Consider the following 20,141-nt stretch of genomic DNA (forward strand, 5'->3'; position numbering starts at 1 on the left):
CGCACCATTACCGCAGCCACGGCGCCGTTTTGGTGCTGTACTGCACCGGGTCCCACGATAAAGCGCAATGACCGCCGCTCTGGCATAAGTCTTGCGCGCGTTGTGTCCATGCCCTGGCTCGCAGGAGGCCGCCGTGTCGATTCATGTCGCGTTGCACCACGTTACGCATTACCGCTATGACCGCGCTGTCGAACTCGGCCCACAGATCGTGCGTTTGCGCCCGGCGGCCCATAGCCGCACGCGGATTTTGTCCTACGCGCTGAAAGTGCTGCCCGAGCAGCACTTCATCAATTGGCAGCAGGACCCCCAGGGCAATTACCTAGCGCGCCTGGTGTTTCCGGAAAAGACCGACGAGTTGCGCATCGAAGTCGACCTGGTCGCCGAGATGGCGGTGTTCAACCCATTCGACTTTTTCCTCGAGCCCTACGCCGAAAAAATCCCGTTCACCTACGCCGCCGATGAGCAGCGCGAGCTGGCGCCGTACCTGGAAACCCTGCCGCTGACGCCGAGATTTGCCGCCTACCTTGCCGGCATCGACCGTACGCCGCTGCCGGCCGTGGATTTCCTGGTCGGCCTCAACCAGCGCCTGGCGGCCGATATCGGTTACCTGATCCGCATGGAGCCGGGCGTGCAGACCCCGGAATTTACCCTGGAAAACGCCTCCGGTTCCTGCCGCGATTCGGCCTGGCTGCTGGTGCAATTGTTGCGCAACCTGGGTTTGGCGGCGCGGTTTGTGTCCGGCTATCTGATCCAGCTCACCGCCGACGTCAAAGCCCTCGACGGCCCGTCCGGCACGGAGGTGGACTTCACCGACCTGCACGCCTGGTGTGAGGTGTATCTGCCCGGTGCCGGCTGGATTGGTCTGGATGCCACCTCCGGACTGTTCGCCGGTGAAGGGCATATCCCGCTCGCTTGTAGTCCCGATCCATCATCTGCCGCGCCAATCAGTGGGTTGGTGGAACCCTGCGAGTGCGAATTTACCCACGAGATGTCGGTTGAGCGCATTTGGGAAGCGCCACGCGTCACCAAGCCCTACACCGAAGAGCAATGGCTGGCGATCCAGGCCTTGGGCCGGCAGATTGACGGCGACCTGCTCAAGGATGACGTGCGCCTGACCATGGGCGGCGAGCCGACCTTTGTGTCCATCGACGACCCCGACGGCGCCGAGTGGAACACCGCCGCCCTCGGGCCGGACAAGCGACGGCTGTCTGCCGAGCTGTTCCAGCGCATGCGCAAGCACTACGCGCCCAAAGGCCTGGTGCACTTCGGCCAGGGCAAGTGGTACCCCGGCGAGCAACTGCCGCGTTGGTCGCTCAATTGTTACTGGCGCCGCGACGGCGTGCCGATCTGGCACAACAGCGCGCTGATCGCCGATGAACAACAGGACTACGGTGCCGATGGCGCGCTGGCCGGGCGTTTTCTGGCCAGCGTCGCCGAGCGTCTGAAGCTGCCGGCGCGTTTCGTATTCCCGGCCTTCGAAGACAATTTCTATTACCTGTGGCGCGAAGGCGCGCTGCCGCAAAACGTCACCGCCCAAGACCCGCGCCTGAGTGATGACCTTGAGCGCGAACGCCTGCGCAAAGTGTTCAGCCAGGGCCTGGATAAAGTCATCGGCCAGGTGCTGCCGCTGGCGCGCACCGCCGCCAATGATCGCTGGCAGAGCGGGCGCTGGTACCTGCGCGATAACCACTGCCGGCTGGTACCGGGGGATTCGCCGCTGGGCTATCGCCTGCCCTTGGCCTCGCAACCGTGGGTGACGGCGGCGGAATATCCCTTTGTGCATCCCACCGACCCGAACCAGGATCAGCCGGGGCTGCCGACAACCGCGCAACTGCAGAGCCACGGTGAACCTGCGGCGAGCGACGAGCGCGTGCCGAAGGTAGACGAGTCAGCCGACTGGCTGACCCGTACCGCCCTGTGCGCCGAGGCCAGGGAAGGGCGCCTGTACCTGTTTATGCCGCCGCTGGAGCGCGTCGAGGATTACCTGGAGCTGGTGGCCGCCATCGAAGCCACCGCCGAAGAGCTGCATTGCCCGGTGCTGCTCGAAGGCTACGAGCCGCCGGCGGATACGCGCCTGAGCAACTTCCGCGTCACGCCGGACCCCGGTGTGATCGAGGTCAACGTGCAGCCGTCCGCCACCTGGGACGAGTTGGTGGAGCGCACCGAATTCCTCTACGAAGAGGCTCGCCAAACCCGGTTGACCACTGAGAAATTCATGATCGACGGCCGTCACACCGGCACCGGCGGCGGTAACCACTTTGTGCTCGGCGGCGCGACGCCCAAGGATTCGCCGTTCCTGCGCAGGCCGGATTTGCTGCGCAGTTTGATCAGCTACTGGCATAACCATCCTTCGCTGTCGTACCTGTTTTCCGGGCTGTTCATCGGCCCGACTTCCCAGGCGCCACGGGTCGACGAAGCACGCAACGATGCGCTGTACGAGCTGGAAATCGCCTTCGCGCAAATGCCCGAACCGGGCGAGGAATGCCCTCCGTGGTTGGTGGACCGCTTGCTGCGCAACTTGCTGATCGACGTAACCGGCAGCACCCACCGCGCCGAGTTCTGCATCGACAAACTCTACTCACCGGATGGCGCCACCGGCCGCCTGGGCCTGCTGGAATTGCGCGCCTTTGAAATGCCGCCCCACGCGCGCATGAGCTTGACCCAGCAGCTGTTGCTGCGCGCGTTGGTCGCGCGCTTCTGGCGTGAGCCCTATGCACCGCCAAAACTGGCGCGCTGGGGCACCGAACTGCACGACCGTTTCCTGCTTCCGCACGTTATCGAGCAGGACTTTGCCGATGTGATCGTCGAACTCAATGCCGCCGGTTACCCACTGCGCGCCGAATGGTTTGCCGCGCACCTGGAATTCCGTTTTCCCAAGGTCGGCGACTACGCAGTCAGCGGCATCGAACTGGAACTGCGCCAGGCCCTGGAGCCCTGGCATGTACTCGGTGAAGAGGGCGCGGTGGGCGGCACGGTGCGTTATGTCGATTCATCGCTGGAGCGCTTGCAGGTGAAGTTGAGCGGCTTGCCGCCGCAGCGTTATCTGCTGACGTGCAATGGCATCCCGGTGCCGCTGCAACCCACCGGGCGCGTCGGCGAGTTCGTTGCCGGCGTGCGTTACCGCGCCTGGCAACCGGCCAACTGTCTGCAACCGACCATCGCGGTGCATGCGCCGTTGGTATTCGATCTGCTCGACACCTGGATGCAGCGCTCCCTGGGCGGCTGCCAGTACCACGTGGCCCATCCGGGCGGGCGCAACTACGACAGCTTGCCGGTGAATGCCAATGAAGCCGAGAGCCGGCGGATGGCGCGGTTTTTCAGGTTGGGGCATACGCCTGGGAAGCTGCAGGTACCGACGATGATCATCAACGATGAGCTACCGATGACCCTGGATTTACGGCGTTTCCCCAATAAAAATGACTGAACGCGGTTCGAAAATGTGGGAGCTGGCTTGCCTGCGATAGCGGTGTATCAGCCAGCCAATAAGATGACCGGAAAACCGCTGTCGCAGGTAAGCCAGCTCCCACATTGGATCGCAGTAAATTTGAGTTAATCTGACTTCCCTTGCCTCTGCCGAGCGTTCCATGCCCGACTTGCTCGACCGTTACCCGCTGACTGCGGGCACTTATCACGAACTGCTCGACGACAGCGGCGCGGTGCGTGCCCATTGGCGGCGCCTGCTCGATCACCTGCAGCGCAGCACTCCCGCGCAACTGGCCCAGCGCCAGGCGCTACTGACCCGGCAGATCCAGGAAAACGGCGTGACCTACAACGTCTACGCCGACCCCAAGGGCGCCGACCGTCCGTGGGAATTGGACCTGTTGCCGCACGTACTGGCTGCCGATGAGTGGCAGCAGCTGGCAGCGGGTATCGCCCAGCGGGCGCGCCTGCTCAATGCGGTGCTGGCTGACCTGTACGGGCCGCAACGCTTGATCACCGAGGGCTTGCTGCCCGCCGAGCTGGTGTTCGGGCACAACAACTTCCTGTGGCCGTGCCAGGGTATCCAGCCGCCGGACGGCGCGTTCCTGCACCTGTATGCGGTGGATCTGGCGCGCACCCCGGATGGCCGTTGGTGGGTGACGGCCGACCGCACGCAAGCGCCGTCGGGTGCGGGTTATGCCCTGGAAAACCGTACCATCGTGTCGCGGGCGTTTCCGGACCTGTACCGCGACCTGCAGGTGCAGCACCTCACCGGTTTCTTCCGTACGCTCCAGGAAACCCTGGCCCGCCAGGCGCCCGGCGATGACCAGCCGCCGTTGATCGTGCTGCTCACACCCGGGCGTTTCAACGAGAGCTATTTCGAACACCTCTACCTCGCGCGCCAGCTCGGCTACCCGCTGGTGGAGGGCGGCGACCTCACCGTGCGCGACAGCACCGTCTTCCTGAAGACCCTCAGCGGCCTGCGCCGGGTGCACGCCATCATGCGGCGCCTGGATGACGACTTCTGCGACCCGCTGGAGCTGCGTACCGACTCGGCGCTCGGCGTGCCCGGCCTGCTCGACGCCGTGCGCCAGGGCAATGTGCTGGTGGCCAATGCCCTGGGCAGCGGCGTGCTGGAGTCGCCGGGGTTGCTCGGTTTCCTGCCGAAGATCAACCAGTTCCTGTTTGGCGAAGAGCTGATCCTGCCGTCCATCGCCACCTGGTGGTGCGGTGAAGCGCCGGTGCTGGCCGAAGCCCTGGAAAAATTGCCGGAGCTGCTGATCAAGCCGGCGTTTCCGTCGCAAAGCTTCACCCCGGTATTTGGCCGCGACTTGAATGACGAGCAGCGCCAGGCCCTCGCCGAACGCATGCGCGCGCGGCCTTACGCGTATGTCGCCCAAGAGTTGGCGCAGCTGTCCCAGGCGCCGGTGTGGCACACCGTGGATGATCACCTGCAACACCGCGCCATTGGCATGCGTGTGTATGCAGTGGCCAGCGAGGATGGCTACCGCGTGCTGCCCGGCGGCCTGACCCGCGTGGCGGCCGAAGCCGATGCCGAGGTGGTGTCGATGCAACGCGGTGGCGCCAGCAAGGACACCTGGGTCCTCGGTGAGCGAGCTGCCGGTGGCGAGCACTGGCGCGCGCAACGGGCGATTGGCGCGCATGATCTGGTGCGCCGCGACCCGTATCTACCGTCACGGGTGGTGGAAAACCTGTTCTGGTTCGGGCGTTATTGCGAGCGCTGCGATGACAGTGCGCGCTGGCTGCGCATTGTGCTCGCGCGCTACGTCGATGGCGACGATCCGTTGGCGCTGCAGGCCGCGGTCGAGCTGGGTGAGAACCTGCGTTTGTTGCCGGAGGAAGGCGAGTTGCCCGAGCGCCTGCTCGCGGCGTTGCTCGGCGATGACTGGCCGTCGAGCCTGCGTGCCAACCTGCAGCGCCTGCAGTGGGCGGCGTCGCAGGTGCGCGGCAAGTTGTCCCGCGAGAACTGGCAGGCCTTGGTCGAGCTGCAGCGCGAAGCCTTGGAGCTGGAAAGCGAAAGCCCGGATTTTGGCGAGTTGCTGGATTTTCTCAACCGCCTGGTGATGTCCCTGGCGGCGCTGTCCGGCTTTGCGCTGGACGACATGACCCGCGATGAAGGCTGGCGCTTTTTGATGATGGGCCGGCGCATCGAGCGCCTGCAATTTCTCAGCAGCAGCCTGGCGGCATTCCTGCGCGGCGTGGCGGTGTTCGACCAGGCGGGGCTGGAGTGGTTGCTGGAGTTGGGCAACAGCAGCATCACCTATCGCTCGCGCTACCTGGCGGTGCCGCAACTGATCCCGGTGCTGGACTTGTTGCTGCTGGATGAGCAGAACCCCCACGCCGTGCTGTTCCAGCTGAAACTGGTGAGCCGCACTTTGCGTCGCCTCAACGACGACTTCGGTGTGCCGCGCGAAACCGGCCTGGCGCCGTTGGTCGAGCGCCTCGCGCGTTTCGACCTGGGCTGCCTGGAAAACCCGCTGTTTGGTGAGTCCAGCGTGCGCGCCGCGCTGGAGGGGCTGGCCGACCTGTTGCAGGCGGTCGCCGATGAAAGCGGGCAAGTGTCGGACCGCCTGGCGTTGCGTCACTTTGCCCATGTGGATGATGTCAGTCAGCAAACGGTGTCGGTGTGATGAGTGCGCGCTACCAGATTTTCCACGATACCCACTACCACTACGACAGCCCGGTGTCCCTGGCCCAGCAGCTGGCGCACCTGTGGCCGCGCCCCTGCGCCTGGCAGCGCTGCAGCGCGCAGCAGCTGGAGATCAGCCCGCCGCCGTCTTCGCGTCGCGATGAACTGGACGTGTTCGGCAACCCGATCACACGGCTGGCGTTCGAGCGGCCCCATGATGAATTGCTGGTGAATGCCGGGCTCACCGTCGAAGTGCTGGCGCGCCCGACGCTGGATTTCCAGCAGTCACCGCCTTGGGATCAGACCCGTGACAGCCTGACCTACAGCAGCCAGCCGCTGTCGCCACAGCTGGTCGAAGCGTGCCGCTATCGCTTCGAATCGCCCTATGTGCACCTGAAGAAAACCTTCGTCGAGTTTTCCGAAAGCTGTTTCCCTCCCGGCAAGCCGTTGCTGTTGGGCGTGCAGGCCTTGATGGAAAAGATCTTCAGCGAATTCACCTTCGATGCCGAAGCCACCCAGGTCGCCACGCCGCTGGTGGAAGTACTGGAGCGCCGGCGCGGCGTGTGCCAGGACTTCGCCCACCTGATGCTCGCGTGCCTGCGCTCGCGGGGCCTGGCGGCGCGGTACATCAGCGGCTACCTGTTGACCCAGCCACCGCCCGGCCAGCCACGGCTGATCGGCGCCGATGCGTCACATGCGTGGGTTTCGGTGTATTGCCCGGTTGCGGGGTGGGTGGATTTTGATCCGACGAACAATGTACAGCCGGCACTGGAACACATCACCCTGGCCTGGGGCCGGGACTTTTCCGATGTATCGCCGTTGCGCGGGGTGATCCTGGGGGGAGGCAGCCATGACCCGGAAGTGCGGGTGACGGTGATGCCGCTGGAGTGAGGATCGGACTTCTTATTGGTGGCGAGCGGGCTTGCCCCGCGTTGGGCTGCGCAGCAGCCCTGAAGCCTGAAACTGCGGTCTATCTGATCTGACGGGGGATATATTGGGGCCGCTTCGCAGCCCAACGCGGGGCAAGCCCGCTCGCCACAACAAGCCCGCTTGCCACGGCAAGTTCGATAGCCACGACAAGCCCGCTTGCGACCTGGCGCAAAAGATCAATTATTCAGCCGGGTCTTTCGGTGTCTCGGTGTCGTCAGTCGCTACTTCGCCTTCGGCATCAGGGTTCAGTGCGCCGGCTTCTTCATCTGCAGCGGCTTTCTTGCGTTGCAGCTTTTCCTCTTTCTTCTGCTCCTTGGCCAAGTCTCTCTGACGTTTGGCGAAGGAGTAATTAGGTTTGGCCATGGGCGATCCTCTAGGGTCGAAGGTGAGGGTGGGCGGCGCGCAGCTGCCTTGGGCCGTCATGGTAGCAGCTTCAAGGGGCGCTTGGCCTTCACTTACCGCAGGCGTACGCGGCCAGCAGGCCGTTGAACAGGTGATTGAGGCGCATGGTTCGGACTCCAAAGGGTGATGGGCCGATCATAGGCAGGTGTCGCTACTTTAGCTGGTAGATTGTGTTGATAAGTCTGATAGCCTAAAGTTGTATACAATCTGTTGATTCAGATCATAAGAATTTACGCCTGCATGAGGCACCCTTGTCGCAATACGCGTTTTTTAACCCTGCCTTGGAGATTCACATGTTTGCCAAACTCGTTGCTGTTTCCCTGCTGACTCTGGCGAGCGGCCAGTTGCTTGCTGCAGAGTGCAAGGTCACCGTCGACTCCACTGATCAAATGTCCTTCAACACCAAGGCCATTGAAATCGACAAAAGCTGCAAGACATTCACCGTCGAGCTGACTCACTCCGGCAACCTGCCGAAAAACGTCATGGGCCACAACTGGGTGCTGAGCTCCGCCGCCGATATGCCTGGCGTCGCCAGCGACGGCATGGCTGCCGGCATCGACAAGAACTACCTGAAAGACGGCGACACCCGCATCATCGCCCACACCAAGATCATCGGTGCTGGCGAGAAAGATTCCGTGACCTTCGATGTGTCGAAACTGGCCGCCGGTACGGATTACGCGTTCTTCTGCTCGTTCCCAGGCCACATCTCGATGATGAAAGGCACTGTTGTCGTGAAATAAGCCGACTCCGGTCGAAAAAAAGCGCCTTTTCAGGCGCTTTTTTTGTGGGCGGCGAAAACCTGTGGCGAGCGGGCTTGCCCCGCGTTGGGCTGCGAAGCGGCCCCAAAAACTGCCACATGGCTTGTGTGAATGACCGCGTTCAACTCACTGGGGCCGCTGCGCGGCCCAACGCGGGGCAAGCCCGCTCGCCACAGCGGCCCATTCACCACAGTGTTCACGGCGCGAACGGCATGACCCGCTTGTGCTCGGTCTTGCGGTAGGTGTCGCAGATGATCTTGAACGCTTCCTCACGCACCGGCTCGCCGTGCAGGAACGCATCGATCTCGGCGTAGGTCACCCCATGGGAGGCTTCGTCAGGCTTGCCTGGGGACAGGTCTTCGAGGTCGGCAGTCGGGATTTTCTCGACCAGCGACTCCGGCGCACCAAAGTGCCGCGCAATCGCGCGGACCTGATTCTTCACCAGGCCACTCAGGGGGGCGAGGTCGCAGGCGCCGTCACCAAACTTGGTGAAAAAGCCCATCACCGCTTCCGCCGCATGGTCGGTGCCGATCACCAGGCCACCGGCCGCGCCGGCGATGGTGTACTGCGCCACCATGCGCATGCGCGCCTTGGTGTTGCCCAGCACGAAATCGCGGGACACCGCGGCCTTGCCTTCGAATGCCGCGACTTCATTGGCCAGCGATTTCACCGCCGGGCCGATGTTGACGGTATGGCGCTCGTCCGGCTCGATAAAGTCCACCGATGCCTGGGCGTCGATTTCATCGAACTGGGTTTCGTAGGGCAGGCGCACCGCGATAAACCGGTAGGCTTCATCCCCGGTGCGGGTGCGCAGTTCCTGCATCGCGCGTTGGGCCAACAGGCCGGCGGTCAGGGAGTCGACGCCGCCGCTGATGCCCAGCACCAATGTCTTGAGCCCGGAATTGCGCAGGCAGTCCTGGATAAATGCCACACGCCTCGCAACTTCGGCTTCAAGGGCCGCCTGGTCTTTGAACGGTGCTTGGACCTTGAGCTGCTGCGCAATCTCACGCTGTACGGCTTGCATGATTCACTCCTTGCTGGAAAGGGCAGGTACTTTGAAAACGTGACGCAAATAGGCGACGAAATTCGGATCGGTGCAGTGGGTCTTGCCCGCTTCATCGGAGATTTTCGCGACGGGCTGGCCATTGCAGGCGGTCATTTTAAGCACGATGCTCATCGGTTCCACCCCTGGAATGTCACAGGTCAGGTTAGTGCCGATGCCGAAGCTCACATTGATCCGACCGCGCAGCGCACGGAAAATCTCCAGCGCCTTGGGCAACGACAGGCTGTCGGAGAACACCAGGGTCTTGCTCATCGGCTCGATGCCGAGCTTGTGGTAGTGGGCGATGGCTTTTTCTGCCCACTGCACCGGGTCACCGGAATCGTGGCGCAGGCCGTCGAAGAGCTTGGCGAAGTACAAGTCGAAGTCGCCGAGGAACGCGTCGGTGGTGATGCAATCGGTCAAGGCGATGCCCAGCAGGCCACGGTATTCGCGGACCCAGCAGTCGAGGGCGGCGATCTGGCTGTCGATCAGGCGCGGGCCCAGTTGCTGGTGGGCCATGATCCATTCATGGGCCATGGTGCCAAGCGGCTTCATGTCGAACTCGCGGGCCAGGTGCACATTGCTGGTGCCGACAAAACGCCCGGGGAAGTCATGCTTGAGCACGCTGACCACTTCTTCCTGGACCCGGTACGAAAAGCGCCGGCGCGTGCCGAAGTCGGCCACTTGCAGCTCAGACAGCTCGTCGCTGCTGGCGTTGGCGGTCAGCCAGTCGAACTTGCGGTACAGCTGCTCGCGGGCCTGTTCGAGGATCACGGTCTGGTAGCGGTAGCGGTTGCGCACTTCGCTGACGATGGCCAGCATCGGCACTTCAAACAGGATCACATGCAGCCACGGGCCGCGCAGGCGGATAAACAGCTCGCCATTCTCGATACCGGTCTGCACGTAGCGCAGGTTGAAGCGGAACAGCCCGAGGAAGCGCAGGAAATCCGGCTTCATGAAGCTGATGCGCTCCAGGAAGCCCAGTTGATCCGGGCTCAAGCTCAACTCGGCAAGGCGCTCGATCTGGTAGCGGATCTCCGCCAGGTACGGGCGCAAGTCTTCGCTGTTACGGCAACGAAATTCCCATTCAACTTCCACGTTCGGGTAGTTGTGCAGCACCGCCTGCATCATGGTCAGCTTGTAGAAGTCGGTGTCGAGCAGGTTCTGCACGATGCGATCGGCAAACACACTCTCGCTCATAACGGGAATCTCCAGACGGGTCGGCGATGGGCGCCGACCTTTACGCACAATTAAGGAAGGGGGCTAGTGGCGCATAGGCGAGGGGTGGTTTGCCAGTGATTTTTTTGGAATGGCTGCAGACGCCATCGCGGGCAAGCCCGGCTCCCACAGGTGAAATGCATTCCAAATGTGGGAGCTGGCTTGCCTGCGATGGCGTTATTCCAGGCACTAAATCACTTGCTCCATCATCCATTTCACAAACTCACGCACCTTGGGCACCTCCGCCGAATGCTCCGGATAGGCCAGGTAATACGCATCCTGGCTGGGCAGCGCATGTTGCCAAGGGATCACCAGCTTGCCCTCGGCCAACTCCTCCTCCACCAGAAACCGCGGCAGCAACGCCACGCCACAGCCCACCTGCGCAGCGCGGATGCACATATAGAACGTGTCGAAACGCGGCCCGTGGTAGCTGTGCTCGGTGTGGAAACCTTGGCTCGCGAACCAGTCATGCCAGCCCTGGGGCCGCGAGGCGTTCTGCAGCAACACCAGCTCGCTGAGTTGGGTCGGGTCGGTGAACGGCTGCGAGGGCAGGCTCTCCGGCGCGCACACCGGTACCAGTTCTTCGCTGAACAGCTTCAGGCTCTCGGTGCCAGGGCGTGAGCCCTGGCCGAAGTAGAAGGCCATGTCGGCCTTGCCTTGCAGCAACTCGTCCGGCTCCTGTTCGTTGCACAGGTCCAGGTGGATCTGCGGGTGACGCAGGCGCCAGCCCTTGAGGCGCGGCACCAGCCAGCGGGCGCCGAAGGTGTACGGCGTGGACACGCGCAGCACTTCGGTCTCGCCGCCGTAGGAGCGCAGGTAGTGCGTGGACATCTCCACCTGCGTGAGGATCTTGCGCACTTCCACCAGGTACAGGTCGCCCGCCGGGGTCATCTGCAAGCGGCGGCGCACGCGGCGAAACAGCAGGTGCTGCAGCAGTTCTTCGAGCTGCGCCACTTGTTTGCTCACCGCGCTTTGCGTGAGGTTCAGTTCCTCGGCGGCACGGGTGAAGCTCAGGTGACGGGTGGCGGCTTCGAAACACTGCAGGGCGGTGATCGAGGGCAAATGTCTTTTGTTCAGCACGGCACGCCTCTTTTTATTCTTTGCATGAATAAACGGAATGATATCTCGCCTAATCGTCGTTTGTTGGCAAGTCTTGGGCCAGCTACAAATAAGCCCAGGATCGCCGTGTGGGCCGCGGCGCAATTTTTCTGTCTGCAGATTGAAGGAGTGACCCATGGTTGCTGCATTGCTTGATCGTCTCGGGGTAAACCCGGCGCTGTACCAGGCGGGTAAACAACCCGTGCATTCGCCGATTGATGGCAGCCGTATCGGCAGTGTGCACTGGGAGGGCGCCGCCGAGGTGGAGCAGCAGGTCAGTCGCGCCGAGCATGCATTCGAGGCCTGGCGCAAAGTGCCGGCACCGCGTCGTGGTGAGCTGGTGCGCCAGTTCGGCGACGTGCTGCGCGAATACAAGGCCGACCTTGGCGAACTCGTCTCGTGGGAAGCCGGCAAGATCACCCAGGAAGGCCTGGGCGAAGTGCAGGAAATGATCGACATCTGCGACTTCGCCGTCGGCCTGTCCCGCCAGCTGTATGGCTTGACCATCGCCTCCGAGCGCCCCGGCCATCACATGCGTGAGACCTGGCACCCGCTGGGCGTGGTCGGCGTGATCAGCGCCTTCAACTTCCCGGTGGCGGTGTGGGCGTGGAACACCACCCTGGCGCTGGTGTGCGGCAACGCGGTGATCTGGAAACCTTCGGAAAAGACCCCGCTCACCGCCCTGGCCTGCCAGGCGCTGTTCGAGCGTGTGCTGAAAAAATTCACTGACGCCCCGCAATACCTCAGCCAAGTCATCATCGGCGGCCGCGACGCTGGCGCCGCGCTGGTGGAAGATCCGCGCGTGGCCCTGATCAGCGCCACCGGCAGCACGCGCATGGGCCGTGAAGTCGCCCCGAAAGTCGCCGCGCGTTTCGCGCGCAGCATCCTCGAACTGGGCGGCAACAACGCAATGATCCTCGGCCCGAGCGCCGACCTGGACATGGCCGTACGCGCCATCCTGTTCAGTGCGGTGGGCACCGCCGGCCAGCGTTGCACGACACTGCGCCGCCTGATCGCCCATGAATCGGTCAAGGCAGAAATTGTCACCCGTCTCAAGGCCGCCTATTCCAAGGTGCGCATCGGCCATCCGCTGGAAGGCAACCTGATCGGCCCGTTGATCGACAAGCACGGCTTCGACAACATGCAGGACGCCCTGGAACAAGCCCTGAGCGAAGGCGGCAAGGTATTCGGCGGCACGCGCCAACTGGAAGACACCTTCCCCAACGCCTACTACGTATCGCCGGCGATTGTGGAAATGCCCGAGCAAAGCGACGTGGTGTGCACCGAGACCTTCGCGCCGATTCTGTACGTGATCGGCTACACCGACTTCGCCGAAGCCCTGCGCCTGAACAACGCCGTGCCGCAAGGCTTGTCGTCGTGCATCTTCACCACCGACGTGCGTGAAGCCGAGCAGTTCATGTCGGCGGTCGGCAGTGACTGCGGGATCGCCAACGTCAACATCGGCCCGAGTGGTGCGGAAATCGGCGGCGCGTTTGGCGGTGAGAAAGAGACTGGCGGCGGACGTGAGTCGGGTTCGGATGCGTGGCGCGGGTATATGCGTCGCCAGACCAATACCGTGAACTACTCGTTGGAATTGCCGCTGGCCCAAGGCATTACTTTCGACTAAATACCTGCTTGAAATGAGGTCAATGTGGGAGCTGGCTTGCCTGCGATAGCATCACCCCGGCGTAACTGATGCACCGAGGTGCCTGCATCGCAGGCAAGCCAGCTCCCACATTTGATCGGGTTCGCACAGCAACAATAGTGGTTTGTTAGGTCTCATCGGAGTCTGGCAATGGCATTGCGCGAAACATGTTTGTGGGAACACCTCACCCCCGGCCGGCCGGAGCGTGCGGCGCTGGCGGGCGAGGTCAAGGTGGATGTGTGCGTGATCGGCGCCGGGATCACCGGTTTGTCGGCCGCCATTCACTTGTTGGAACAAGGCAAAAGCGTCGCCGTGCTCGAGGCCCATCGCACCGGCCACGGCGGTTCGGGGCGCAACGTCGGGCTGGTGAATGCCGGCATGTGGATTCCACCGGACGAGATCGAAGCCGGTTTCGGCGAGGCGGTGGGCAGCCAGCTCAACCGCATGTTGGGCGCCGCGCCGTCGCTGGTGTTCAGCCTGATCGACAAATACAACATCGATTGCCAATTGCGCCGCGAGGGCACCTTGCACATGGCGCACAACGCCCGGGGCGAGGCGGATCTGCGCAGTCGCGAAGAGCAGTGGAAGCGCCGTGGGGCGCCGGTCGAATTACTCACCGGCCAGGCCTGCGAGCAAGCCACCGGCACCCAGAAGATCGCCGCCGCCCTGCTGGATAGACGCGCCGGCACCCTCAACCCGATGGCCTACACCAGTGGCCTGGCCACTGCGGCGGCGGGGTTGGGCGGACAACTGTTCGACCATTCCCCCGTCACCCAACTGGAGCGCCAAGGCGCGCACTGGTCGGTGCAGACCGCCAACGGTGCGGTGCAGGCTGCACAGGTGGTGATCGCTTCCAACGCCTACACCGAAGGCGAATGGACCGAACTGCGCCGCAACTTTTTCCCCGGCTATTACTACCAGGTGGCCTCGGCGCCCCTCACCGACGACGCCGCCCAGCAAATCCTGCCCGGCGGCCAGGGTTCCTGGGACACGCGCCAGGTATTGAGCAGCATCCGCCGCGATGCCGATGGCCGCCTGTTGCTCGGCAGCCTGGGCAACGGGAACCAGAAACCGGCCTGGTTCCTCAAGGCGTGGGCCGATCGGGTGCAGCAGCATTACTTCCCGTACCTCAAATCGGTGCAGTGGGAGTACACCTGGACCGGCTGCATCGCCTTCACCCCGGATCACCTGATGCGCCTGTTCGAACCGGCCCCTGGCCTCGTGGCAGTAACGGGCTATAACGGGCGCGGCGTGACCACCGGCAGTGTGGTCGGCAAGGCGTTTGCCGATTACCTGTGTCACCAGAATCCCCAGGCCTTGCCGATTCCGTTCGCGCCCATGCAACCGCTGGCGGGAGTGGGCCTGCGCAGTTGCCTGTATGAAGCCGGATTCTCGCTGTATCACGCCGGACAATGCCTGAGGATCGTGATCTGATCAGCGAAATACTGCTCAGAAGCCTGCATTTTCTTAGCAGGCTACTAATCTGTATTGGTGCAAGTCGTAGCAATCACGCACTGTAAATGTGCAGTTCCGTTACGCACGTTGTTACAGGTGCAGGAACTGTCGTTTATACGTCTGGTTGCAGGTGCGACCTGCCAAGGTTGTACTTTTTCGATCCACCGGTTGCACCTCTTGACGCTAGAGGGTTGCACGTCCTGGCAAAAGGAGTCGAAACGCCAGCAATCCCAATGACACCGTGTCTTTTTGAAGAATAAAAACGTAATGGCACGCGCCTTGCTCTGGGCTTTCAGTGAAAGGTTTGAATGCAAGTTGTCGTGCCAAAAATCAAAAATATCGGAGCACCACTCATGTCCCAGACGTTTTACAAGAAAGGTTTTCTGGCCCTCGCCGTTGCAGCGGCACTGGGTGTTTCTACGTTTGTTCAAGCTGATGTGAAGATTGGCGTGGCGGGGCCGATGACGGGCGCCAACGCCGCTTTCGGTGAGCAGTACATGAAGGGTGCCCAGGCGGCAGCCGATGTGGTCAACAAGGCCGGTGGTATCAACGGCGAGAAAATCGTGCTGGTCGCCGGCGACGACGCCTGCGAACCCAAGCAAGCCGTAGCCGTGGCCAACCGCCTGGCAGACCAGGACAAAGTCATCGGCGTGGTCGGGCACTTCTGCTCGTCCAACACCATCCCGGCGTCCGAGGTGTATGACGAAGCGGGCATCATCGCGATCACCCCAGGCTCCACCAACCCACAAGTGACCGAACGCGGCCTGAGCGCCATGTTCCGTATGTGCGGGCGTGACGACCAGCAAGGCATCGTCGCCGGCGACTACATCGTCGACGTGCTCAAGGGCAAGAAAGTCGCGGTCATCAACGACAAGGACACCTACGGCAAAGGCCTGGCCGACGCCACTGCGGCGCAGCTGACCAAGCGCGGCGTCAAGCCGGTGCTGGAAGAAGGCCTGACCCGTGGCGAGAAAGACTTCAGCGCCCTGGTCACCAAGATCCGCTCCACCGGTGCTGACGTCGTGTACTTCGGCGGCCTGCACCCGGAAGCCGGTCCTCTGGTTCGCCAGATCCGTGAAGCCGGCCTCAAGGACGTGAAGTTCATGTCCGATGACGGCGTGGTTACCGACGAACTGGTCGCGACCGCTGGTGGCAAGCAGTACGTGGATGGCGTCTACATGACCTTCGGCGCCGACCCGCGCCTGCTGCCGGACAGCAAGGCCGTGGTTGAAGAGTTCCGCAAAAACGGCACCGAGCCAGAAGGCTACACCCTGTACGCCTATGCCTCGATCCAGGCCCTGGCCGCTGGTTTCAATGGCGCCAAGTCCAACAAGGGCGAAGACGCCGCCAAGTGGCTCAAGGCGCACCCGGTGAAAACCGTGATGGGTGAAAAAGCCTGGGACGCGAAGGGTGACCTGAAAGTCTCCGACTACGTGGTCTACCAGTGGGACAAAGACGGTAAATACCATCAGCTGGAAAAACAGAAGTAAGAATAAACACGATCGTTTAAGCGCCTCGATCCCCTGTGGGAGCTGGCTTGCCTGCGATAGCGGTTTCACATTCAACACAGGTGTTGGTTGTCAGTCCGTCTTCGCGGGCAAGCCCGGCTCCCACAGGGGGCGTGGTTGCTCGCCCCTTCGTGTAAGGCAACAAGTCTGTCTTTTCCTCCAGAAGCGCCGCACACCCACCCGTGTGCAGGTGCTCACCGCGTGAGATTGCGTTATGGATGGTATTTTCCTGCAGCAACTGGTCAACGGCCTGACCCTCGGGTCGGTCTATGGCCTGATCGCCATCGGCTACACAATGGTCTATGGCATCATTGGCATGATCAACTTCGCCCATGGCGAGGTTTATATGATTTCCGCTTACCTCGCGGCGATCAGTCTGGCACTGCTGGCTTACTTCGGCATCGAATCCTTCCCGCTGCTCATTCTCGGCACCTTGATCTTCACCGTGGTCGTCACCGGCGTGTACGGTTGGGTCATCGAGCGTGTCGCCTACAAACCGCTGCGCAACTCCACCCGACTGGCTCCGCTGATCAGCGCCATCGGGATCTCCCTGATCCTGCAGAACTACGCGCAGATCGCCCAGGGTGCCAAGCAACAAGGTATTCCCACCCTGCTGGCCGGGGCCTGGCGTGTCGACATCGGCAGCGGGTTCGTCCAGCTCACGTACACCAAGGTCTTCATCCTCGTGGCGGCGTTTGCCGGCATGGCGCTGCTCACCTACATCATCAAGTACACCAAGCTCGGCCGCATGTGCCGCGCCACCCAGCAAGACCGCAAGATGGCCTCGATCCTGGGCATCAACACCGACCGCGTGATCTCCTACGTGTTTGTCATCGGTGCCGCCATGGCGGCCCTGGCCGGTGTGCTGATCACCCTCAACTACGGCACGTTCGACTTCTATGCCGGCTTCATCATCGGCATCAAGGCGTTTACCGCAGCGGTACTCGGCGGCATCGGCTCCCTGCCTGGGGCGATGCTGGGCGGGATCATCCTGGGTATTTCCGAGTCGCTGTTCTCGGGGTTGATCAACTCTGACTACAAAGACGTGTTCAGTTTCTCCCTGCTGGTGGTGATTCTGATTTTCCGTCCCCAGGGCCTGCTTGGTCGCCCACTCGTGGCGAAGGTGTAAACATGTCTGCTGCCAAACCCATCGATATCAAGAAAAGTGTGGTCGATACGGTCCTTGCCGGGCTGATTTCGTTGATCGTGTTCGGTCCGATCGTCGGCGTGGTCCTCGACGGCTACAGCTTCAACCTGGAACCGGCCCGCGTGGCCCTGCTGGTCGCCATCGTGATGGTCGGCCGCTTTGCCATGAGCCTGTTCCTGCAAACCCCCAAGGGCCTGAAGATCCTGCAGGGCTTCGAAAGCAGTGGCTCCGGCGTGCACGTGCTGCCACCGGACTACAAATCGCGGCTGCGCTGGATCATCCCGGTGCTGATCGTGATCGCCATCGTGTTCCCGATCTTCGCCAACAAGTACCTGCTGACCGTGGTGATCCTCGGCCTGATCTACGTGCTGCTCGGCCTGGGCCTGAACATCGTGGTCGGCCTGGCCGGCCTGCTCGACCTCGGTTACGTGGCGTTCTACGCCATCGGCGCGTACGGCCTGGCGCTGGGTTATCAATACCTCGGCCTGGGTTTCTGGACGGTGCTGCCGCTGGCGGCCATCTGTGCGGCGCTGGCGGGGTGCATACTCGGGTTCCCGGTGTTGCGAATGCACGGCGATTATCTCGCCATCGTGACCCTGGGCTTCGGTGAAATCATCCGCCTGGTGCTCAACAACTGGTTGTCGTTCACCGGTGGTCCGAACGGTATGCCGGTGCCGTCGCCGACCTTCCTGGGCCTGGAGTTCGGGCGCAAGGCGAAGGACGGTGGGATTCCATTCCACGAATTCTTCGGCATCGACTACAACCCCAATATCAAATTCCTGTTCATCTACATCGTGCTGTTCCTGGTGGTGCTGGCCGTGTTGTACATCAAGCATCGCCTGACCCGCATGCCGGTCGGTCGCGCCTGGGAAGCCTTGCGCGAAGATGAGATCGCCTGCCGCTCCATGGGCTTGAACCACGTGCTGGTCAAACTCTCGGCGTTCACCATCGGCGCTTCCACCGCCGGTCTGGCCGGGGTGTTCTTTGCCAGTTACCAGGGCTTCGTCAACCCGTCCTCGTTCACCTTCTTCGAGTCGGCGCTGATCCTCGCCATCGTGGTGTTGGGCGGCATGGGCTCGACGGTCGGCGTGGTGATTGCGGCGTTCGTCTTGACCGTCGCGCCTGAACTGCTGCGCAGCTTCAGCGAATACCGCGTGCTGCTGTTTGGCGTGTTGATGGTGGTGATGATGATCTGGCGACCGCGCGGCCTGATCCGGATCAGCCGCACTGGTGTGACGCCACGCAAGGGGGTAGCGCCATGAGCAAGGAAGTCGTCCTATCCGTGGAACACCTGATGATGCACTTCGGTGGCATCAAGGCCTTGAGCGACGTGAGCCTCAAGGTCGAACGCAACTCGATCTTCGCCCTGATCGGCCCCAACGGCGCGGGCAAGACCACCGTGTTCAACTGCCTCACCGGCTTCTACAAAGCCAGCGGCGGCAAGATCGAACTGAACATTCGCGGCAAGCAGACCAACGTGATCCAGTTGCTGGGTGAGCGTTTCAAGGCGGTCGACTTCGTGTCGCCGAAAAGCTTCTTCAGCCGGGTGTTCTACAAGATGTTCGGCGGCACCCACCTGGTCAACCGTGCCGGCCTGGCCCGTACCTTCCAGAACATTCGCCTGTTCAAGGAAATGTCGGTGCTGGAAAACCTGCTGGTCGCCCAGCACATGTGGGTCAACCGCAACATGCTCGCGGGCATCCTCAACACCAAGGGCTATCGCAAGGCCGAGAGCGATGCGCTCGACCATGCCTTCTACTGGCTCGAGGTGGTCGACCTGGTGGACTGCGCCAACCGCCTGGCTGGCGAGCTTTCCTACGGCCAGCAGCGCCGCCTGGAAATCGCCCGTGCCATGTGCACCCGGCCGCAGATCATCTGCCTGGACGAACCGGCAGCGGGGCTCAACCCGCAGGAAACCGAAGCCCTCAGCGCGATGATTCGCCTGCTGCGCGACGAACACGACCTCACGGTGGTGCTGATCGAACACGACATGGGCATGGTGATGAGTATTTCCGACCACATCGTGGTGCTGGACCACGGCAACGTGATTGCCGAGGGTGGGCCGGACGCGATCCGCAACGACCCGAAAGTGATTGCCGCCTACCTGGGCGCAGACGAAGAAGAGCTGGTATGAGTACACCTATCCTCGAAATGAAGGACCTGGACGTGTTCTACGGCCCGATCCAGGCCCTGAAAAAAGTCTCGCTGCACATCAATGAAGGCGAAACCGTCAGCCTGATCGGCTCCAACGGCGCGGGTAAATCCACGCTGCTGATGTCGATCTTCGGCCAGCCTCGGGCCGAGTCGGGGCAGATCATCTACAACGGCGTCGACATTACCCACAAGTCGTCCCACTACATCGCTTCCAATGGCATTGCGCAGTCGCCGGAAGGGCGGCGGGTGTTCCCTGACATGACCGTCGAGGAAAACCTGCTGATGGGCACCATCCCGATTGGCGACAAGTTTGCCACGGAGGACATGCAGCGCATGTTCGAGCTGTTCCCACGGCTCAAGGAGCGGCGCAACCAGCGCGCGATGACCATGTCCGGTGGTGAGCAGCAAATGCTCGCCATCGCCCGCGCGCTGATGAGCCGGCCCAAGCTGTTGCTGCTGGACGAACCGAGCCTGGGCCTGGCGCCGATCGTGGTGAAGCAGATCTTCGCCACGCTGCGTGAGCTGGCTTCCACCGGGATGACCATCTTCCTGGTGGAGCAGAACGCCAACCATGCGTTGCGCCTGTCGGACCGTGCGTATGTGATGGTCAACGGCGAGATTCGCCTGACTGGCACCGGTAAGGAATTGCTGGTGAATGAAGAGGTGCGCAACGCCTACCTGGGTGGGCACTGATCTAAAAGCTTGATGCAATAA

Annotated in this window: 15 protein-coding genes; 11 read left to right on the plus strand and 4 right to left on the minus strand. The window is 62.4% G+C overall.

Annotated features, from left to right (window positions below):
- Nucleotides 1-133: 133 nt before the first annotated feature.
- The 3 genes from NTD80_RS08345 to NTD80_RS08355 all read left to right on the plus strand — a co-directional run bounded on the left by NTD80_RS08345 (nt 134) and on the right by NTD80_RS08355 (nt 6,961).
- Nucleotides 134-3,424 (plus strand): DUF2126 domain-containing protein, encoded by a 3,291-nt coding sequence (locus tag NTD80_RS08345; protein ID WP_262133096.1) that lies wholly within the window; start codon nt 134-136, stop codon nt 3,422-3,424.
- Nucleotides 3,425-3,584: 160 nt separating this feature from the next.
- Entirely contained in the window at nt 3,585-6,071 is a 2,487-nt protein-coding gene (locus NTD80_RS08350; protein ID WP_201143432.1) for a circularly permuted type 2 ATP-grasp protein, read from the plus strand.
- Nucleotides 6,071-6,961 (plus strand): transglutaminase N-terminal domain-containing protein, encoded by an 891-nt coding sequence (locus NTD80_RS08355; RefSeq protein ID WP_065900151.1) that lies wholly within the window; start codon nt 6,071-6,073, stop codon nt 6,959-6,961. The genes NTD80_RS08350 and NTD80_RS08355 overlap by 1 nt, the downstream gene beginning before the upstream one ends.
- A 219-nt stretch (nt 6,962-7,180) precedes the next feature.
- Here NTD80_RS08355 and NTD80_RS08360 read toward each other — a convergent pair whose 3' ends face one another.
- The gene (locus NTD80_RS08360; protein WP_065900153.1) at nt 7,181-7,363 is read right to left on the minus strand and encodes a hypothetical protein; all 183 of its coding nucleotides are present in this window, start codon (nt 7,361-7,363) and stop codon (nt 7,181-7,183) included.
- Between the two features lie 332 nt (nt 7,364-7,695).
- On the opposite strand from NTD80_RS08360, the gene azu reads away from it, so the two are divergent.
- Nucleotides 7,696-8,142, plus strand: a complete 447-nt coding sequence (azu, locus tag NTD80_RS08365; RefSeq protein WP_120447501.1) for an azurin — start codon at nt 7,696-7,698, stop codon at nt 8,140-8,142.
- A 214-nt stretch (nt 8,143-8,356) separates the two neighbouring features.
- Here the strand turns inward: azu and nadE are convergent, their stop codons facing one another.
- The 3 genes from nadE to NTD80_RS08380 all read right to left on the minus strand — a co-directional run bounded on the left by nadE (nt 8,357) and on the right by NTD80_RS08380 (nt 11,500).
- On the minus strand, nt 8,357-9,184 hold the full coding sequence (gene nadE, locus NTD80_RS08370; RefSeq protein ID WP_065900157.1) for an ammonia-dependent NAD(+) synthetase: 828 nt from the start codon (nt 9,182-9,184) through the stop codon (nt 8,357-8,359).
- Nucleotides 9,185-9,187: 3 nt separating this feature from the next.
- Entirely contained in the window at nt 9,188-10,402 is a 1,215-nt protein-coding gene (pncB, locus tag NTD80_RS08375; protein ID WP_065900159.1) for a nicotinate phosphoribosyltransferase, read from the minus strand.
- A gap of 207 nt (nt 10,403-10,609) precedes the next feature.
- Complete coding sequence (locus NTD80_RS08380; RefSeq protein WP_262133098.1) at nt 10,610-11,500, minus strand: LysR family transcriptional regulator; 891 nt, start codon at nt 11,498-11,500, stop codon at nt 10,610-10,612.
- Between the two features lie 154 nt (nt 11,501-11,654).
- Here NTD80_RS08380 and NTD80_RS08385 point away from each other — a divergent pair, with 154 nt between their 5' ends.
- The 7 genes from NTD80_RS08385 (at nt 11,655) to NTD80_RS08415 (ending at nt 20,120) form a co-directional block, all read left to right on the plus strand.
- Entirely contained in the window at nt 11,655-13,145 is a 1,491-nt protein-coding gene (locus NTD80_RS08385) for an aldehyde dehydrogenase family protein (protein WP_262133099.1), read from the plus strand.
- Nucleotides 13,146-13,313: 168 nt separating this feature from the next.
- Nucleotides 13,314-14,597 (plus strand): NAD(P)/FAD-dependent oxidoreductase, encoded by a 1,284-nt coding sequence (locus NTD80_RS08390; protein WP_262133100.1) that lies wholly within the window; start codon nt 13,314-13,316, stop codon nt 14,595-14,597.
- Nucleotides 14,598-14,971: 374 nt separating this feature from the next.
- A complete protein-coding gene (locus NTD80_RS08395; protein WP_262133102.1) occupies nt 14,972-16,108 on the plus strand; it encodes a branched-chain amino acid ABC transporter substrate-binding protein in 1,137 nt (378 codons plus the stop codon).
- A gap of 232 nt (nt 16,109-16,340) precedes the next feature.
- Nucleotides 16,341-17,255: an ABC transporter permease subunit gene (locus tag NTD80_RS08400; protein ID WP_003236186.1), complete on the plus strand. Its 915-nt coding sequence runs from the start codon at nt 16,341-16,343 to the stop codon at nt 17,253-17,255.
- 2 nt (nt 17,256-17,257) lie between these two features.
- On the plus strand, nt 17,258-18,535 hold the full coding sequence (livM, locus tag NTD80_RS08405; protein ID WP_065900168.1) for a high-affinity branched-chain amino acid ABC transporter permease LivM: 1,278 nt from the start codon (nt 17,258-17,260) through the stop codon (nt 18,533-18,535).
- The gene (locus NTD80_RS08410) at nt 18,532-19,407 is read left to right on the plus strand and encodes an ABC transporter ATP-binding protein (protein WP_065900169.1); all 876 of its coding nucleotides are present in this window, start codon (nt 18,532-18,534) and stop codon (nt 19,405-19,407) included. The genes livM and NTD80_RS08410 overlap by 4 nt, the downstream gene beginning before the upstream one ends.
- A complete protein-coding gene (locus tag NTD80_RS08415; protein WP_065900171.1) occupies nt 19,404-20,120 on the plus strand; it encodes an ABC transporter ATP-binding protein in 717 nt (238 codons plus the stop codon). Before NTD80_RS08410 ends, NTD80_RS08415 begins: the two co-directional genes overlap by 4 nt.
- The last annotated feature ends 21 nt before the right edge of the window (nt 20,121-20,141 follow it).

Origin of the sequence: Pseudomonas sp. 13B_2.1_Bac1, from assembly GCF_025466155.1 — a bacterium.
GTDB lineage: Bacteria > Pseudomonadota > Gammaproteobacteria > Pseudomonadales > Pseudomonadaceae > Aquipseudomonas > Aquipseudomonas aylmerensis.

What these genes read in the sequence shown, in the direction of transcription:
- NTD80_RS08350 (WP_201143432.1), top strand. Translation starts at nt 3,585, where the DNA reads ATGCCCGACTTGCTCGACCGTTACCCGCTGACTGCGGGCACTTATCAC.
- NTD80_RS08355 (WP_065900151.1), top strand. Translation starts at nt 6,071, where the DNA reads ATGAGTGCGCGCTACCAGATTTTCCACGATACCCACTACCACTACGAC.
- NTD80_RS08360 (WP_065900153.1), bottom strand. Translation starts at nt 7,363, where the DNA reads ATGGCCAAACCTAATTACTCCTTCGCCAAACGTCAGAGAGACTTGGCC.
- azu (WP_120447501.1), top strand. Translation starts at nt 7,696, where the DNA reads ATGTTTGCCAAACTCGTTGCTGTTTCCCTGCTGACTCTGGCGAGCGGC.
- nadE (WP_065900157.1), bottom strand. Translation starts at nt 9,184, where the DNA reads ATGCAAGCCGTACAGCGTGAGATTGCGCAGCAGCTCAAGGTCCAAGCA.
- pncB (WP_065900159.1), bottom strand. Translation starts at nt 10,402, where the DNA reads ATGAGCGAGAGTGTGTTTGCCGATCGCATCGTGCAGAACCTGCTCGAC.
- NTD80_RS08385 (WP_262133099.1), top strand. Translation starts at nt 11,655, where the DNA reads ATGGTTGCTGCATTGCTTGATCGTCTCGGGGTAAACCCGGCGCTGTAC.
- NTD80_RS08390 (WP_262133100.1), top strand. Translation starts at nt 13,314, where the DNA reads ATGGCATTGCGCGAAACATGTTTGTGGGAACACCTCACCCCCGGCCGG.
- NTD80_RS08395 (WP_262133102.1), top strand. Translation starts at nt 14,972, where the DNA reads ATGTCCCAGACGTTTTACAAGAAAGGTTTTCTGGCCCTCGCCGTTGCA.
- NTD80_RS08400 (WP_003236186.1), top strand. Translation starts at nt 16,341, where the DNA reads ATGGATGGTATTTTCCTGCAGCAACTGGTCAACGGCCTGACCCTCGGG.
- livM (WP_065900168.1), top strand. Translation starts at nt 17,258, where the DNA reads ATGTCTGCTGCCAAACCCATCGATATCAAGAAAAGTGTGGTCGATACG.
- NTD80_RS08410 (WP_065900169.1), top strand. Translation starts at nt 18,532, where the DNA reads ATGAGCAAGGAAGTCGTCCTATCCGTGGAACACCTGATGATGCACTTC.
- NTD80_RS08415 (WP_065900171.1), top strand. Translation starts at nt 19,404, where the DNA reads ATGAGTACACCTATCCTCGAAATGAAGGACCTGGACGTGTTCTACGGC.